This window comes from Xanthomonas cucurbitae, assembly GCF_002939885.1.
Classification (GTDB): Bacteria; Pseudomonadota; Gammaproteobacteria; order Xanthomonadales; family Xanthomonadaceae; genus Xanthomonas; species Xanthomonas cucurbitae.
Genome location: NZ_MDED01000008.1, coordinates 35,482 through 52,328, shown reverse-complemented (window position 1 = coordinate 52,328; position 16,847 = coordinate 35,482). Strand labels below are relative to the sequence as shown.

The 16,847-nt window shown below is 64.7% G+C and carries 6 protein-coding genes and 1 pseudogene; all 7 read left to right on the top strand.

Going from position 1 to position 16,847, the window contains the following annotated elements:
• Positions 1 to 3 precede the first annotated feature (3 nt).
• Positions 4 to 1,545: pseudogene (locus XcuCFBP2542_RS06260) on the top strand (DUF5597 domain-containing protein); the annotation flags it as partial.
• A gap of 77 nt (positions 1,546 to 1,622) precedes the next feature.
• Positions 1,623 to 1,919: a flagellar basal body rod protein FlgC gene (locus XcuCFBP2542_RS06255; RefSeq protein ID WP_104602751.1), complete on the top strand. Its 297-nt coding sequence runs from the start codon at positions 1,623 to 1,625 to the stop codon at positions 1,917 to 1,919.
• A 339-nt stretch (positions 1,920 to 2,258) separates the two neighbouring features.
• Complete coding sequence (locus XcuCFBP2542_RS06250) at positions 2,259 to 4,616, top strand: glucosidase family protein (RefSeq protein WP_104602804.1); 2,358 nt, start codon at positions 2,259 to 2,261, stop codon at positions 4,614 to 4,616.
• A gap of 568 nt (positions 4,617 to 5,184) precedes the next feature.
• Positions 5,185 to 8,001: a TonB-dependent receptor domain-containing protein gene (locus tag XcuCFBP2542_RS06245; protein ID WP_104602750.1), complete on the top strand. Its 2,817-nt coding sequence runs from the start codon at positions 5,185 to 5,187 to the stop codon at positions 7,999 to 8,001.
• 384 nt (positions 8,002 to 8,385) lie between these two features.
• Entirely contained in the window at positions 8,386 to 12,639 is a 4,254-nt protein-coding gene (locus tag XcuCFBP2542_RS06240; RefSeq protein WP_104602803.1) for an Ig-like domain-containing protein, read from the top strand.
• Positions 12,636 to 14,222 carry a family 43 glycosylhydrolase gene (locus XcuCFBP2542_RS06235; RefSeq protein ID WP_104602749.1) on the top strand — a complete coding sequence of 529 codons (1,587 nt, stop codon included), beginning with the start codon at positions 12,636 to 12,638 and terminating at the stop codon, positions 14,220 to 14,222. The genes XcuCFBP2542_RS06240 and XcuCFBP2542_RS06235 overlap by 4 nt, the downstream gene beginning before the upstream one ends.
• Before the next feature lie 36 nt (positions 14,223 to 14,258).
• Complete coding sequence (locus XcuCFBP2542_RS06230; protein ID WP_208800553.1) at positions 14,259 to 16,586, top strand: S9 family peptidase; 2,328 nt, start codon at positions 14,259 to 14,261, stop codon at positions 16,584 to 16,586.
• Positions 16,587 to 16,847: the final 261 nt, after the last annotated feature.

Below are 16,847 nucleotides of genomic sequence, written 5' to 3'. Positions count from 1 at the left end.
GCGGCTGGCGCGGAAGAACTGCCACGTTTCGTCAGCCAGAACGGCCGCCACGCGGTCTTCGTCGATGGCGCGCCGTACACGATATTGGCCGCTCAGCTGCACAATTCCAGCGCCTGGCCGGCGGTATTGCCAAAGGCGCTGGATCAGGTGGTTGCCCTGCACGCCAACACGGTGGAAGCACCGGTGTATTGGGAACAGTTCGAACCGGCGCCTGGCCGGTTCGATACCACCAACGTGGATGCGTTGATCGCCGGTGCGCGCAAGCGTGGGTTGCGCGTGGCGCTGCTGTGGTTCGGCAGCTGGAAGAACGGGCAGATGCATTACGTGCCCGAATGGATCAAGCGCGACGAAGCCAGCTACCCGCGCATGCGCGATGCCAATGGCGAGCCGGTGGACGTGCTGTCGCCGCATGTGGCGGCCAACGTGCAGGCCGATGCGCGCGCGTTCACTGCGCTGATGCAGCACCTGCGCAAGGTCGATGGCGACCGCCACACGGTGATCCTGGTGCAGGTGGAGAACGAACCCGGTGCGATCGGGACGGTGCGTGACCACAGTGCGGTGGGCGAGGCGGCGTTTGCGCAGCCGGTGCCGGCCGCCATCGCCACGGCACTGGGCAAGCCCGCCGGCAGCTGGCAGCAGCTGTTCGGCGCGGAGGCCGCCGAGGCGTTCAACGCGCACGCCACGGCGGCGTACATCGAACAGGTGGCCGCTGCCGGCAAGCGTGTGTATCCGCTGCCGCTCTACGTCAATACCTGGTTGCGCTACAAGGGCAAGCGTTATCCGGGCCTGGATTATCCGTCCGGCGGGGCCACGGTGAACGTGTTTGCGCTGTGGCGCGCGGCCACGCCGTCGATCGATTTCATCGGGACCGACATCTACACCAACGATTACAACGAATACACCAAGGTCATCGGCCAGTATGCGCGGCCGGACAACCCGGCCTGGGTGTCGGAGACCGGGTTCGAAGCGGCGACCGCGCCATACCTGTTCCATGTGCTGGGGCAGGGCGGAGTGGGGTTTTCGGTGTTCGGCATGGATGGCAACCCGGACACCGAGGCCAATCGCGCCGCCACCGCCGCGCATGCGGCCAATTTCCAGTTGCTGGCGCCGTTGCAGCGGGTGCTGGCGCTGGCCGCGTTCGAAGGCCGGCTACAGGGCGTGGCCGAACAGCCCGGCCTGCCGCAACGCACGCTGCGCTTTGGCGATTGGCAGGCCAGGGTGTCGTTCGGCGCGCCGATGTGGGGCGATGCGCCGGCGATCCTGCCGGGCAACGACGATCACGCCGGGCGCCTGCTGGTGGCGCAGCTGGGGCCGGAGGACTTCCTGGTCACCGGGATGGCCGCGCGCATTGAATTTTTCCGCGAGGCGGCCGATACCCGTCATGGGCAACTGTTGCGGGTGGAGCAGGGGCGGTACGTCGACGGACGCTGGCAGGTGGACAAGCAGCTCAACGGCGACCAGACCGACTACGGGCTCAATTTTGGCCGTGGTGGCCCCAGCAGCCCGGAGCCGGTGGTGCTGCGGGTGCGTGTCGGCACCTACTGACTGACGGTTACGGTAGCTTGGTTGTCTACTCGCGTTGACGACCGCATGACTTCACTCACTCACGCAGCGGAACCTCCATGAGCATCAGCACCATCGCCAGTTCCGGAATGCAGGCCGCCGCGCTGCGCCAGCAGGTTGCCGCCAGTAACGTGGCCCGGCAGCCGGTGGACGGCAGCCCACGCCAGGCGGTGGCGGCCAGCACGCAGGCCAATGGCGGCGTGGCGGCCCGTGTGGTGGAGGCGCCCTCCGATCCCGCCGCACCGGTCACGGACCTGGTCGATGGGTTGTCGGCACGCAACGATTTCCAGGCCAACGCCGCAGTGCTGCGCCGCTCCGACGCGGCGTTGGGCAGCCTGTTGGACGTGTTGGCCTGATTAGCGTCCGCACCGTGGTCCGGTGCGGGCAGATGCCTCCAGCAGGCCACGGTGCTGGTCCACGCCTGCCGGAGGCGTGAGTACGCCGCAAGGCACCCGGGGGCGAACGAGAGGGCGGCGACGCTCGATTTCGATTTGGATGGCTGTGGTCACGATCCGGGACAAACCTCGCTCGCCCGATGACGCCACTGCCTAGCGGCATGTGACGCGCGATGGCCGGCCAGGGGCGTGCGATTGACGCGTTGTATGCGCATTTCCGCATGCGCTCCAGGCATGTGCCACAAGACGTGGCCGGTACCCACGCGCAGGATGCAGGGGGAATCCTTCAAGGGCGCAATGATGGACCGGAGAACCTTTCTGCAGCAGGGCGTGGTGGCGACCGCGGCGGTTGGCGTCGGCGCGGCATGGGCGGCGCCTGCTGGTGCGGCAGCGGCCGCTGCGCCGCTGGCGGTCGCGGTCCCGCAGCTGGAGACGCAGTCATCGGCCACCCAATCGGGTAGCAGGCTCTGCAGTTTTCGGCATCTGCAACAGGACTGGACGGTCTACGAGCAGCTGGATGATCCGCAAGGCGCCCTGATGCTGTGCACCGATGCCGGTGTGCTGCGGCTGGGCAAGCGCCTGGAAGCGGCGTATCCGGCGGCGACCCCGCCGTACTTCGGCCTGCCACTGGCGCATGTGGCCATGGCCGACGCGGACCTGCTCGCCGACCGCCTGTTGCGCGATGGCGACCCGGACGAAGCGCAGGTGCGCGATGTGGCGCCGCCGCCGGCGTCGTTGCTCGATCCCAAAGACAACGGCGGCCGCTGGCCATGGACCACCTTCGTCGGCACGCGCGAAGCGCTGGACACCATGCCCATCCTGCCCAACGGCCGCAGTCGGACCGCGCGGCCGGAACACGCCTTTGCCGAACTGGGCGAAGAAGCCCTCATCAAACGCCGCGCCGAAGGCATGCTGGGCGGTTGGATGCCGGCCGCACGCAAGGTGATGCGCCGCGAGGGCGAAGCCGATGCCTGGTACGAGGTGCTGGTCTTCGCCGATGTGCGCGCCACCGACCGCTTCGTGGTGCAGACCTGGCACCGCACGCTGCAGGTGCGCGGTGGGCAGATCGTCGCCGCGCACTACACCCACAGTTACCCGGCCTTCGGCACCACCCGCACTGCCGCCACGGCCGAGCAGTTCTATGCGGCGTTGCTTGATTTCGCCGCGTATTGGCAGCAGGCGCTGGCCGGCACGCGACAGGCACAGCTGCCCGATGCCAGCTGGAACGACATGGCGCAGTTCGCCTTCGCGCGCGAGCTGGTGGTGCGGCCCGGTGGCGACTATCCCAAGTACGGTGCGGTGGAACGCGACTACTACGGCAACGAGTACGACGGCTTCCAGGACACCTTCACCAGTTCGTTGTACGCCAACCTGGAATGGGGGCGCTTCGCGCAGGCGGCGGCGGTGCTCGACAACTACTTCGACGCGTTCGTGCAGGACAATGGCCTGCCGAACATGCGCGGGCCGGAGGTGGGGCAGTTCGGGCTGACCCTGGCGCTGCTGGCGCGCTATCTGCGCTATACCGGCGATGCAACGCGCCTGCGCCGGCTGCTGCCCAAGATCGCCGCCACCGCGCAGGTCTTGTGCGACCTGCACGACCAGGCCCTGGCGCTGCCGCGCAAGGCGCACGGGTACGGCTTGCTGCATGGCTGGAACGAATCCGATGCCTGTCTGTTTCCCGATCCGTCGTTATGGTGGAAGCCGTACTACGCCAACAGCGCGCTGGCGATCCGCGGCTGGGAAGACATTGCACAGGTCTGGAGCACGCTGGGCGGCGATGCGGCGACGGCTGCGCAATGGCAGCGCCGCGCCGGGCAGGTGCGCGCACGCCTTGAGCGCAGCCTGCGTGCGAACGTGCGCCGCGACCTGTCACCGCCGTACGTGGGCCCACTGCCGGGCACCACGCTGACCTTTCGCCAATCATTGCTGCAGGAAAAGCCCAGCGAACAGCAATGGCCGCATCGCGCCTATGCCGAGTTGCTGCAGGCCGACGTGCTGCCCGATGACCTGGCCCACCTGGTCATCGACTGCCTGCGCGGCCATGGCGGCACCAGCATCGGCGTGGTGGCCAACATCGCCCCCCCCGAGCCGGGCAGTCGCGACCTGCTTGGCTTTATCTCCTACGGCTATGCGCAACAACTCTTGCGCCTGGACCGCATCGAGGAGTACCTGCTGTTCGTGTATGCGCACCGCTACCAGGTGCATACGCGGGGCAGCTGGACGGCAGGCGAGGTCAGCGGCATCACCGGCGGTATGCCACTGTTCTGCATGCCCGCGCAGATGACCATTCCGCTCCTGCTGCGCTGGATGCTGGTCAGCGAGGACAGTGCGGGCAATGAGCTGTTTCTGGCGCGCGCCGTGCCGCGCGCATGGCTGGGCAGTGGTGCGGCGGTGAGTATGACCGCTGCGCCCACACGCTGGGGCAAGGTCAGCCTGACGCTGCGCACCGATGTTCAGGCGCGTCGTATCGATGCACAGGTGCAGTTGCCGGAGCAGGCACCAGAACGCACCTGGCTTACATTGCGCACGCCAGCGGGCACGCGGTTGCAGCGGGTGTTGATCGGCGATACGCCGGCAGCCCTGCAGGGGCGGCATGCCGACCGCGTGGCGCTGCCGACAGGCGCGGCCACGGTGAACGTACAGGCGTGGTATGGCTGAGTCGCCGCAGCACCGGCGGGTGGCAGGGCATCGTGCATTGCCGATGCACCCGTTGCCACTGGCCGTGCGTGCTGGCCGTGCAATGATCGATCGGCTGCAGCGGGTTTGCCAACCGCTGTGCGCTTGTTGATCGACGGCCAGTCAATCGGCGTTTGATGCAAGCTGCGTCCCTATCGCATATCCGTTGTGTCAGCGCTGCACGCAGCGGCGTGGCTGTCATGTCGACCGCTGCGGGCATGTGTCTCAACCAGTTAATCGCTGCAATGATGAGCCGTTATAGGCTCCCATGCCGACAAACACGGTAAACCCACAAATTTCCGCATGTCAGTTGCATAAATTCGTCAAGACGCTGTCTTGAGGTTGTCGCAAGCTTTTTTCACCCGGCTCGACAGTGGTCGAGCATGCGCTCCCAGGGGGCAGCGCTGCAGCGTGATGGATACCTGCGCTCTATCGGCAGGGTGGTGATGTTTTCTGTGGTGATCGTTCTCTCATCTGGCACCGTCGCGGTGCGGCAATGCCGTGCCCGTTGGATGAGCCTTTCTCTTGTGAAAGCACTTAAGGATTCTCGATGTCACCGAGTCGCTTCGTTGCTGCGCCGCGATGTCCTCTTCTGAAAACGACTTGCCTGCGCAACGCCATCTTGCTGGCCTTGCCGCTGGCTGCGCTACCTGCTGCAGCGCAGCAGCGCACCGACACCACGGACAACGTCACTCAGACGCTGGACCAGATCAACGTCACCGGCACCCATTTACGGCGTGTTGATGCCGAAACCGCCAGTCCGGTCATCGTCATCGATCGCCAGCGCATCGAAGACAGCGGTCAGAACACGCTGGGACAGTTGCTGCAACGGATGCCGGCGATGGCCGGTTTCATGCCCGGCCCGGCGTTCAATTCCGGGTTCAGCCATGGTCGCGCATTGGTCTCGCTGCGTAATCTGGGCGCCGAGCGCACCCTGGTGCTGGTCAATGGCCATCGCATGGCTGGCCCTGCCAGCAGCGTGGCCTCGGCGCCGGGCGTGGACGTCAATGCGATTCCGGTGGCGATGGTGGAACGTGTGGAAGTCCTGACCGATGGCGCGTCATCGGTCTATGGTTCCGATGCGATTGGCGGTGTGGTCAACATCATCCTCAAGGACAAGTACGACGGTTTTGCGGCGACGGTGGATTACGCACAGAGCATGCACGGGGATGCCAACCGCCGCACCCTCGGGCTGGAGTGGGGCAAGACCTGGGAGCGCGGTGGATTGATCCTGGGGCTCAGCCGCAACTCGATGAATCCGGTGTTCAATCGTGACCGCAGCTACGCGGCCAAGGCGGTGCAATTCCTTGATGGGCAGATCGTCGAAGACCGTGGCGGCAACACGCGTGCCTTTCTGAAGGACGGGCGGATCTTCACGCCAGCAGATGGTGTTGCGCCTGGACCGGTGGATCAATCGGCGTTCCGCCCCTATCAAAGCGCGACCGATGGCTACAACGTCTATGATGCCCAATATCTAATTACCCCGATCACGCGCACCAACGCCTCGTTGCACGGCAGCTTCGATTTCACCCCGAACGTGCAGGGCTACATGGACGTGTTCTGGACCAGTAGCGAGACCATCTCGCGGCTGGATGCGTTCGGCCTGGAGATGCAGGGCGCGGTCGACAATTACTACAACCCCTTCGGCGACCAGCTCGACCGTTATCTGTTGCGCTCCACGCAGGCCAACCAGCGCGTCTACACCGCAAACATGTTCCAGACCAATATCGTCGCCGGCTTGCGCGGGCGCGTGCAGGACACCAGTTGGCAATGGGATGCTGCAGCCGGTTCTGCGCGTTACAAGGACACGCTGGTACGCACCGGTTTTTCGGTGACGTCCATCTTGAACAACGCGGTGGGGCCGTCATTCCTGGATAGTGATGGTGTGGTCAGGTGCGGCGCACCGGGCGCGGTAATTGCCGGCTGTACACCGATCAACGTGTTCAACCCCAACGACCCGGCAACCATTGCTGCATTGCGCGGAACGCAGCGGCCGGTCGACCTGATCGACAGGAGCCAGATGCGGTTTGTCGATATCAGCGCCAACGGCGATCTGTTCAAGCTGCCGGCCGGTGCCGTGCAGGCGGCGGTGGGCCTGGTCTACCGCACCAACTCGTTTGCACAAGGCACCAGCAGCACGGTGGCCGCTGCCGACGCCAACGGCAATTGCGACTACAACGACGGCTGTATCCTCAAGCAGGGGCGTGGCGAGTCGGTGCGTGAGGCCTATGCGGAGCTGCTGGTGCCCTTGCTCACGGACGTGCCGCTGGCCAGCAGCTTGAACTTGAACCTGGGCTCGCGCTATTCCAACTACGATGCCTGGGGCAGTACGACCAACAGCAAGGTGGCGATCGAATGGCGGCCGATTGCCAATCTGCTGGTTCGCGCCACCGGCTCGCAGGTCTTCCGTGCGCCAGCGCTGGGAGATCTCTACGGGTCGCCGTTCAGCGGCATTGTCGATAACACCAGCGGCTTCCAGGACCCGTGCAATGGCTACACCGGCCCGGGTAATCCAGCCTGCGTCAACGTGCCCAATAATGGCAGTTTCACCAATACCGAGCGGTTCAATCTGGTGACATCCGGCTCCAATAATGTTGGTTTCCAGCTCAAGCCCGAGCGCGGCCGCTCCTACAATGTCGGCATCGTGTACGACCCTGAGTTTGTGAGCGGGTTGTCGCTCAACGCCGACAGCTGGCGGGTGGTGCTGGACGACATGCTGGCCGGGCTCGGATTCCAGCAAGTCATCAACGATTGCTTTGAGGGACGCCAACCTGGGTTCTGCCCACTGATCCAGCGCGATGCCGCCGGCAACTTGACCCGCGTGTCGGTGCCGTTTGCCTACAACAGTGGCAAGGTCGACGTGCGAGGCTATGACGCCGGCATTCACTACACGCTGACCAAGACCGCCTGGGGCGATCTGTCCGCCGGGCTGGATGCGACCTTCTTCTCCAACTACAGCTTTGCGGGCGACCCGCACAACTACGTTGGTGAAAATTCCAGTTGGGGCAACATGCCGCGTTGGCGTGCGGTGGCCAACCTGGCCTGGGACAACGGCCCGTGGCATGCGAGCTGGAGTACGCGCTACCTGGGGCACACCGTCAACGGCAGCCAGTACCAGAACTTCTGCGCCGACACCAATGCCGATGGCAGTTGCCGCTATTTCAAGATCGGCTCGGTGGTGTACCACGATGCATCGGTGAGCCGGAAGTTTGCCGCACTGCACAGCACGCTTGCGTTGGGGATAGACAACGTGGGCAATCGTGCGCCGCCACGCTTCTACAGCTACTCCAATGCAGCCAACACCGAGGCCTCCACCTACGACACGCTGGGGCGCTATTTCTGGAGCCGGCTGCGGGTGGAATTTTGAGAGGCGCCGATGCTTGTGGTAGCGCCGCACGCACCAGTCATGCCTGCGGCGCAGTGCAGTGGACGCGCGTGAATCAATCCGATGCAATAGCACTGCAGCACGGGTGGCCTGAGGGGCGGTGCTCCATGCATGGCGGCGCGTTCGTTCGCGTGCATGCAGGGGCGCCTGTTGGCAAAGGACCTGCAGCTCACCCGCAGCGATGGTGGTCCTGATGCCTGATCGGCAAGATGCAACTGTCCGCGGGCGTTGTCTATATTCACGTCCGGGGGAGCCGTCTGCATGTTGATCCGTGGTCTGGGGGCATTGGTGCGCCAGCAGTGGTGTGCTTCGGCTGTGCGAGGGCGCTACCTGCTCATCACGCTCCTATGGGTGCCCAGCCTGCTGATGGCGATGTCGGTCATCGCCAAGCAGGTGCATGCCCCGCTGGTGGCCATGACCAATGCAGCGATAGGCGAGCCGAAGTTTCGTGGGCTGGCGCATCCGCTGCCGGAGACGGGGGCGGAGTTCGCCCCCGATGGACAGTTGGCCAGAATCTACGCTGCCGATCTTGCGCGAGGGGCGGGGCAGACACCGGGTAACGATTTCTGGATCGATCGCATGCTGGCGCGCGAGGGCACCGAAGGTGGCTTCGACGAGTCGAACAATTGGTTGTTCTCGCGTGGGCGTGCGGCCTATCTGTCTGCGCATGCGCCAGAGATTCCCGGCTTCGTCGGGCAGGCTGCGTACTGGCATGCCACCGATTTCGACGCGCTGTTCCGGATTGAATCCACCCAGGGCACGGCCGCCGTGCAGTGGAAGGAGCGTGCAGGCCAGCGGCGCCAGACGCCGAGCTATTTCAGCACCGTGTTCGACGATGCCACGGCCGGCGTGCGGATGCGCCTGGTCAAGTACATCACTGAGCAGAACGTGGCGGTGGCCAGCATGGTGTTCTCCAGCCTGGACGGTGCGGCGCATACCTTGTCGGTGCAGGCGCTCTCGCCAATGGCCCAGCATGCCCAAGGCAACGAACTGACCGGTGCATTCGATGCCTACAACGCCATCACCACGGTGTTTCCACGGCTATCCGGTGATGGTTTTCGGGTCGATGGCAAGCGCCTGGTGCGCGAGGTGGCCGTGCCTGCCGCTGGCGACGCGCCCGCCATCAAGCTGCAACTGGGCCTGCTGACCGATGAGTTGCCCGAGGCGCGTGCCGAGTACCAGCGCATTGCCGCGCAATCGCCGCAGCAGGCCTATCAGCAGCAGGTGACCGCCTACAACCGCTGGTGGGTGGACAACCTTCCATATCTGGACACGCCCAACGAAAGCATCACCAAAAGCCTGTTCTATCGCTGGTGGCTGCTGCGCTTCAACCTGCTCGATGCCAACGTGCCGGGCAACGATTACCAGTTTCCGGTCGCCATCGAGGGTGTGCTCGGCTACAACAACGCCATCGTGCTGACCACCTGCATGTTTCTGGACGATCTGAAATACCTGCGCGATCCGGTGTACGCCTACGGCAGTTGGCTCAGTACCGGAGAAACCGCTGGCGGCGGCAAGTACACCGACAATCCTGGCTCGCCGGAAAACTGGTCCAACTCCTATGCGCAGTACGTCACCGACTCGGCGTGGCGATCGATGCAGGTGCATGGCGGCCCGGTCGCACTGGCCCAAAAGCTCGCCCGCTACGGCAGCGGCGATGTGGACGGGCTACTTGCCGCTTACGATCTCAATCACAACGGGTTGATCGAATACGACTGGGCGGCGATGACCGGTAACGATGCCGATGCGGTGTCCTTCGATTGGGCGAAGCGGCATGGTGAAATCCGCATGGATCGCACCGAAAGTGCCTACGTGTATGCCAACGCGCAGGCGGCTGCCCAGGCGGCCTTGCTGGCCGGCGATATCGCCACCGCGCAGCGCATGCAGGCCACCGCGCGGCGCATCCGCCAGGCCGTGCTGGACGTGCTGTGGCAAGACCATAGCGCGGCGGCCGATTCGGTGGGGCTGCATGGCGAGCTGCTCAAGCACCGCCAGGCCAGTGGGCCGCTGCTGCCGGTGGATTGGAAGGAAACCAATAACTACTACCCGTTCAGCGTGGGCCTGATGCCCAAGCAGGGTGATGCGGACTACTCTCCCAAGTACGTGCGTGCACTACGCTTGTTTGCCGATTCAGCGCAGTACCCGCTGTTTCCGTTCTACACCGCCAATCAGTTCGATATGCAGGCGCGCGCCAAGGGCGGCGAGGCGGGCAGCAATAATTTTTCCACCATCAACGCGACCGTGGCGTTTCGCTTGTTGGGTGCGGCATTGCGCGACTATCCCAACCAGTATCTCAGCGCCAAGAGCTACCGTAGCCTGCTGTACTGGAACGCCTGGGCGCCCTACATCAATGGCGACAACCGGTATCCGGACCAGAACGAGTTCTGGGCCAAGGGCAGTGCGGCCGATGGCGGCAGCATCGGCTATCGTTCGTGGATTCACCATACCCAGCTGGGTGCCACCAATTTCAGCATGATCGAAGATGCGATGGGCCTGCGTCCACGCAGCGACACCAAGATCGAGCTGTATCCCATCGATATCGGCTGGGATCATTTCGCCGCCGACAATCTGCGCTATCGCGACCGTAATCTGACCATCGTCTGGGACCGCGACGGTACCCATTACGGCAGCAAGGTCGGCAAGGGCTATAGCGTCTTTCTGGATGGCAATCTGGCCTTTCGCGTGGATCGTCTGGCGCATGTCATCTTCGACCCGGAAAGCGGGCAGGTGAGCGCGGCGCCGGATGCGGTCAATGGCAACGAGCCTGTGCAGGTGCTGGAATCGCATCGCGCCCAGCTGGCGCCGATGGCGCAGGTGGGCATTGCCGCCGGCTCGCGCACGGCCCAGATTCTGGCCAAGGCTGGCATGGATGTGGCACTCACCGGCGCCGCAAGCCGAAACCTTGCCGAAGGCGCGGCGGTCAGCGCGAGCTTTGCAGCACCGGGTCTTGCTGCGGCCGCTGCGGTAGACGGCAGCACTGCCAGCTTGCCGTTCTGGGGCACGCGTGGCTCACCCACCGACAGTGACTGGATTGCACTGGATCTGGGCAGCGCTCAAGAGCTGGATCAGGTGGTGCTGTATTTCTATCGGAGCTCTTCGCCTGAAGGGACACATCACGGCTTTCCCTCTGGCACGCGTGCTGGTTATGCCGCGCCATGGAGCTACACGCTGCAGTATCGGCTCGGTACCGAGTGGAAAGCGGTGCCGGGACAGGTGCGCGATACGCCATTTGCGCAGGGCAATCGCAATCGGGTGCGCTTCCCGGCGATTCGGGCACAGTTCCTGCGCGTGGTCGTCAGGCACGCGGGCAGTGCACGGACGGGGATCAAGGAACTGCAGCTTTTCCACACCGGCGCTGCGGTACCAGCAGCGAGCGGCCCTGTGCCACCGCAGGTGCAGGCACGGCAACTGGACGACCCGGCCGCGCCCGAGAGCGTTGTGCTGCGCGGCCGCGTCGGTGCCAGTGACGTCTCCGGCGAGCCGCTGCGCCTGCGGTGGCAGATGCAGCACGGCCCGGACGGTGGCGATGCGTTGTTTGCCGATCCGGCCGCATTGCAGACAGCGGTGCGGTTTACCCATGCCGGGCACTACGTACTGCGCTTGACCGCCAGCGATGGCACGGGCGAAGGGCATGCCGATGTGCACGTGGATGCGCCCGCAGCGCCTGCATTGCGCAGCATTCCGTTACAAGGCCTGGCAACCGTCAGCGCCGAAGTCACCAGTGCGCATCATCGTGTTGAGGCGCTCAACGATGGCTTCCTCCCGCCCACAGGGAGCGTACCCAACAACGCACGGCGCTGGGGGAGTTACGGCCGCGCGCAACCGGCGTCGGTCTGGTTGCAGTACCAGTGGGCGTTGCCGGTACGGATATCGTCCAGCGCGCTGTATCTGTGGGATGACCAACCCGGTGGCGGCGTTGCACCACCGGGCAACTGGAAGCTGCAATACCTGCGCGAAGGGCAGTGGCAGGACATCGCAAGCGCTGGCGGTTATCCGATTGCCGCGCCGGGAACGGCCAGCACGGCCAGTTTCGCGCCCGTCATCACCACCGGCCTGCGCGCGGTCCTGGCCACCCAGACCACTTCGAACGGACATGCAGCGCTAGGGGTGGATGAGTGGCAGGTGGAGTCAGAGCTGCCCAGTCGCGTGGAAGAGATCGCGCTGCGCACCGCTCCTGGCCAGCTGCCGGCCCTGCCACAAACGGTCACCGCTTTCTTTGCCGATGGCAGCGTGTTGCCGGTTGCGGTGCAGTGGCCCGAACTGCCGCTGAGCCGGCTCTCCAGCGAGGGCGCGGTGGAACTGCAAGGCTTGCTGGAAGGCGTCATGCCGGTCAAGGCCACCATCTGGGTACGCGCAACGCCACCGGGGCAGATCAATACCGTGCAGGCATTGCCGGTGGTGACCGCCGTTGCGGGGCGCACGCCGACGCTGCCGGGCTTTGTCACCGTGCAATACAACGACGGCTCACGTGAGCGCCTTGCCGTGCAATGGCCTGCGCTGCCGCCGTCGCGGTATGCGCAGCCCGGCACCATCACGCTCACCGGGACGGCGCAGGGGCGTGCACCCACCGGGCAGATGTCGGTGCCACTCACGTTGCAGATCACGTCGGCCACGCCATGATCGGCATGCTCACTCGTCGTGTCGCACTGGTATGCGCGTTGGCTACTTGCGCTGTTCCAGCGTGCAGCGCAGTCACCCTGCAAGGTGAACATCTAGACGCGCCCGGCAACCCGATTCTTGCCGACGGTAGTGGGTATTCGGCGGATCCGGCGCCCTTGGTGGCGGACGGCAAGTTATACATCGTGGCAGGGCGCGACACCGCTGCACCCGATCTCAATGCCTTCGACATGCCCGGCTGGCAGATGTTCGTCAGCAGCGACCCGGCCAGCGGGCAGTGGACGCATTACCGCGATTTCCTGCAACCGCAGCAGGTCTTCGCCTGGGCGGAAAAGCGTTACGCCTATGCCGCACAGATCGTGCAAGGCCCGGACCGACGCTATTACCTGTATGCACCGGTGCAGCAGCGCAAGTCGACCAATCAAGATCCGTTCGCGATCGGCGTGGCGGTGTCCGACAGCCCGCTCGGCCCGTGGACCGATGTGCATCCGCAAGGGCCGGTGGTGTCCCAGTCGGTACCCACGGCCAACACCATCCAGAACATCGACCCCACCGTGCTGGTGGACGACGACGGGCGCGTGTATCTGTACTGGGGCACCTTTGGCGCGTTGTACGGCGTGGAGCTGCAGCGCGACATGGTGAGTTTCAAGGGCAGCCCGGTGCGGGTCGATACGCTTGAAGGCTATTTTGAAGCGCCTTGGCTGTTCAAACGCAACGGCAGTTACTACCTGGCGTATGCGGCCAACAACGCTGGGCGTCGCTCGGCGTGTACACCCACGCGCTATCACGCGTGCATTGCCTACGCCAGCGCACCGACGCCGCTCGGTCCATGGACGTATCGCGGCATCGTGCTGCCGCCGGTGTCATCGACCACCTCGCACCCGGGCATCGTTGCGTTCAAAGGCCAGTGGTATCTGGTGTATCACACCGCCGATGCGCATGGAGGCGGGCATTTCAGGCGCAGCGTGGCCATCGACCGCCTGGAGTGGGACGACACGACCCAGCCGGCCAGCATCCGTCCTGTCATCCCGACCCGGCGCCCGGTGCCGCCGACACCGCCGCAGCGCAATCAGGCGCCATTTGCCTATGCCAGCGCGTCCAACGGCCCGGATATTCCCGTGCAGTACTGGATGGCCGCGCTCAACGACGGCGTTGTCAAAGCCAACCCGTTGCCACCGCAGATGTGGGGCAGCTGGACACCCGACAATCCACCCCAGCAGTGGCTTCAATACAGCTGGGCGCAGCCGGTGACGCTGGATCGCACACGCATCGTGTTCTGGGCTGACCAGCCGGCCGGTGCGTCCATTGGTGTGGCCCCACCGGCGCATTGGCAGCTGGAGTTCCGCCAGGACGGACGGTGGCAACCGGTGCAGCCCAAACACTCGCATGACGGCCCCAGCAGTCTCGATGCCGCGGTGTCGTTTGCACCGGTGACCACGCGCTGTGTGCGGGTGATGCTGGATGCTTCCGGCACCGAAGGCCAACACGCTGCGCTTGCCGTACAGGAATGGGAAGTCCTGGCGCCGCAACCGCAGCGTCTACCAACCGCCACTGCCGCCGATGCCGCACGCTGTGATGCGCGCTGAGCGCTCTTTCGTACCAGTGCCTGCATGAGGATGCACATGTCGCACCCATCAACTCGTCGTCATTGCCGCATCGCTGCGTGGTGTCTGGGCGTTGCGCTGTGGCCGGGCCTTGCGTTCGCCACGGCTGCACCGACGGCCGCGCAATATGCGCAGGCCATTGGTCTGTCCGATCATTATGCCTCGCTGGTCGATCGGCAACCCACCGAGCCGGTGTGGGTGGATGCGGGGCACTTCCTGTATCAGCGCGGCGTGGCGCGCGCCAATCAGGCGCCCGGCATCGAGTATCGCCTGGTGGATGCCGCCAGCGGTCGCAACACGCTGGCCTTCGACCATGCGCGGCTGGCGGCGGCCCTGACGCAGGCCGGCGCGCACGACGTCGATGCAGCCGCACTGGCACTGAAACAGCCAACCCTTGCGCAGCAGCGCCTGGGCTTCCAACTGGCGCGCCGGGGCTGGCAATGCGATCTGGCACGTTATCGCTGCGAGCATCAACCCGACGAGGACGAACAGCCCGAAACGATGGACATGGCGCTGCCGCTCAAGCAGGGCGAGCACACCGCCAAGGCGTCGCCGGATGGGCGCTGGCGCGCCTGGGTGGAGCAGGGCAACCTGATGATTGCGCCCACAAGCGGCGGCAAACGGCGGGTTCTCAGCCGCGACGGCAGCAGCGGCGACTACTACGCCATTGATAGCGTGGAATGGTCGCCCGACTCTCAGCACCTGGCCGCCTATCGGGTCAAAGCGCCGCCGCCGCATATCGTGTACTACATCGAATCGGCGCCGGCCGATCGCGTGCAGCCCAAGCTGCATCAGCAGATCTATCCCAAGCCAGGCGATGCGCTGCCGGTGATGCAGCCGGTGTTGTTCGACATCAGCAGCGGTGCGGCCCATCCGGTGGCGATGACGCTGCTGCCCAACGCCTTTACGCTGAAGAACATTCAGTGGTGGAAGGACAGCCGCGGCTTCACCTTCGAGTACAACGCGCGCGGGCACCAGCTGTATCGCGTGATCGAGGTGGATGCGCGCACGGCAGTGGCGCGCACCTTGATCGAGGAAACATCGCCCACCTTCATCGAATATTCCCCACTCAGCGGCGACCACGAGAATGGCGGCAAATATGCGCGCGAGGATCTAGCCGATGGCAAGCAGATCCTGTGGGCCTCCGAACGCGACGGCTGGGAGCATGTGTATCTCTACGACGGACACCGCGGTGAGGTGATCCGCCAGGTGACGCGTGGCGATTGGGTCGTACGCAAGATCGACCATGTCGATCAGGCCACCGGGCAGCTGTATTTCACTGCATCGGGCATGCAGGCCGGAGAAGACCCGTATTACCGGCACGCGTACCGCATTGGTCTGGATGGCAGCGGTCTGACCGCGCTGACGCCCACGGCGGCCGATCATCAGGTGAGCTATTCGCCAGATGGAAAGTGGTTTGTAGACCTGTCTTCGCGCGTGGACCTGGGCCCGGTGCTTGAGCTGCGTCGCAGCGCCGATGGCGGGCTGGTGCAGACCGTCGAAAAAACCGATCTGAGCCGCTTGCTGGCCAGCGGGTGGCAACCGCCACTGCCCTTCCACAGTGTCGGGCGTGATGGCAAGACCGAGATATGGGGCGTCATCCATCGGCCCCAGCGGTTCGATTCGCACCAACGCTACCGCGTCGTCGAGAATATTTACGCTGGCCCGCAAGGCTCATTCGTGCCAAAGACGTTCAGTCCCAGGGTCTCCTCGTTGACTGCGCTAGGGTTCGCGGTCGCACAGATCGACGGCATGGGCACCAATAATCGGTCGCGCGCGTTTCACGATGTGGCGTGGCGCAATCTCAAGGATGCCGGCCTGCCCGATCGCATCGCCTGGCACAAGGCCGCCGCCGCGCAATACCCGTGGTATGACATCGAAGGCGGCGTGGGCGTCTACGGCACCTCGGCCGGCGGGCAGAATGCCTTGGGTGCACTGCTGTTTCATCCAGAGTTCTACGTTGCGGGCGTGGCCAATTCCGGCTGTCACGACAACCGCATGGACAAGATCTGGTGGAATGAGCAATGGATGGGATGGCCGGTAGGGCCGTGGTACGCTGAATCGTCGAACGTTGAAAATGCCGCGCGTTTACAGGGGCATTTGCTGCTCATCACCGGCGACATGGACATGAATGTGGATCCGGCGAGCACCTTCCAGGTCGCCGATCGTCTCATCAAGGCGGGCAAGGATTTCGACCTGCTGGTGGTGCCGGGTGGCGATCATGGTGCTGGCGGCGACTATGGCAGACGCCGTCTGCTGGACTTCTTCGTGCGCTGGATGCAGCAGGCGTCAACGCCGGACTGGAATCGCCTCGACGCAAGCGCTGCTGCTGCACCAAAGTCATGAGTGGTTTCGTGGTTGCGGCATGTGCGCATGCGCTGCCGCCAGCGCGACGTGCCAAAGCTGGCGTCGCGTCGCGCTAGACGGGAGTGCTGCGTTGCACAGGCGGGCATGCGCTTGTCTCGCACATGCCGACAGCGCCATGCCGCGACCGTTTGGTGGTAATCAGCATGAAAATTGCAGTTTTTCTGCAAGAAGTTGCGTTGGAGAGGGTTCAGCATGCCAGAGGGTGGGTACTGCAAATCATCATCGGCCAACGCGATAGCG

Coding starts and splice junctions, on each gene's coding strand:
- XcuCFBP2542_RS06255 (WP_104602751.1), top strand. CDS start 1,623: ATGAGCATCAGCACCATCGCCAGTTCCGGAATGCAGGCCGCCGCGCTG.
- XcuCFBP2542_RS06250 (WP_104602804.1), top strand. CDS start 2,259: ATGGACCGGAGAACCTTTCTGCAGCAGGGCGTGGTGGCGACCGCGGCG.
- XcuCFBP2542_RS06245 (WP_104602750.1), top strand. CDS start 5,185: ATGTCACCGAGTCGCTTCGTTGCTGCGCCGCGATGTCCTCTTCTGAAA.
- XcuCFBP2542_RS06240 (WP_104602803.1), top strand. CDS start 8,386: ATGGCGATGTCGGTCATCGCCAAGCAGGTGCATGCCCCGCTGGTGGCC.
- XcuCFBP2542_RS06235 (WP_104602749.1), top strand. CDS start 12,636: ATGATCGGCATGCTCACTCGTCGTGTCGCACTGGTATGCGCGTTGGCT.
- XcuCFBP2542_RS06230 (WP_208800553.1), top strand. CDS start 14,259: ATGTCGCACCCATCAACTCGTCGTCATTGCCGCATCGCTGCGTGGTGT.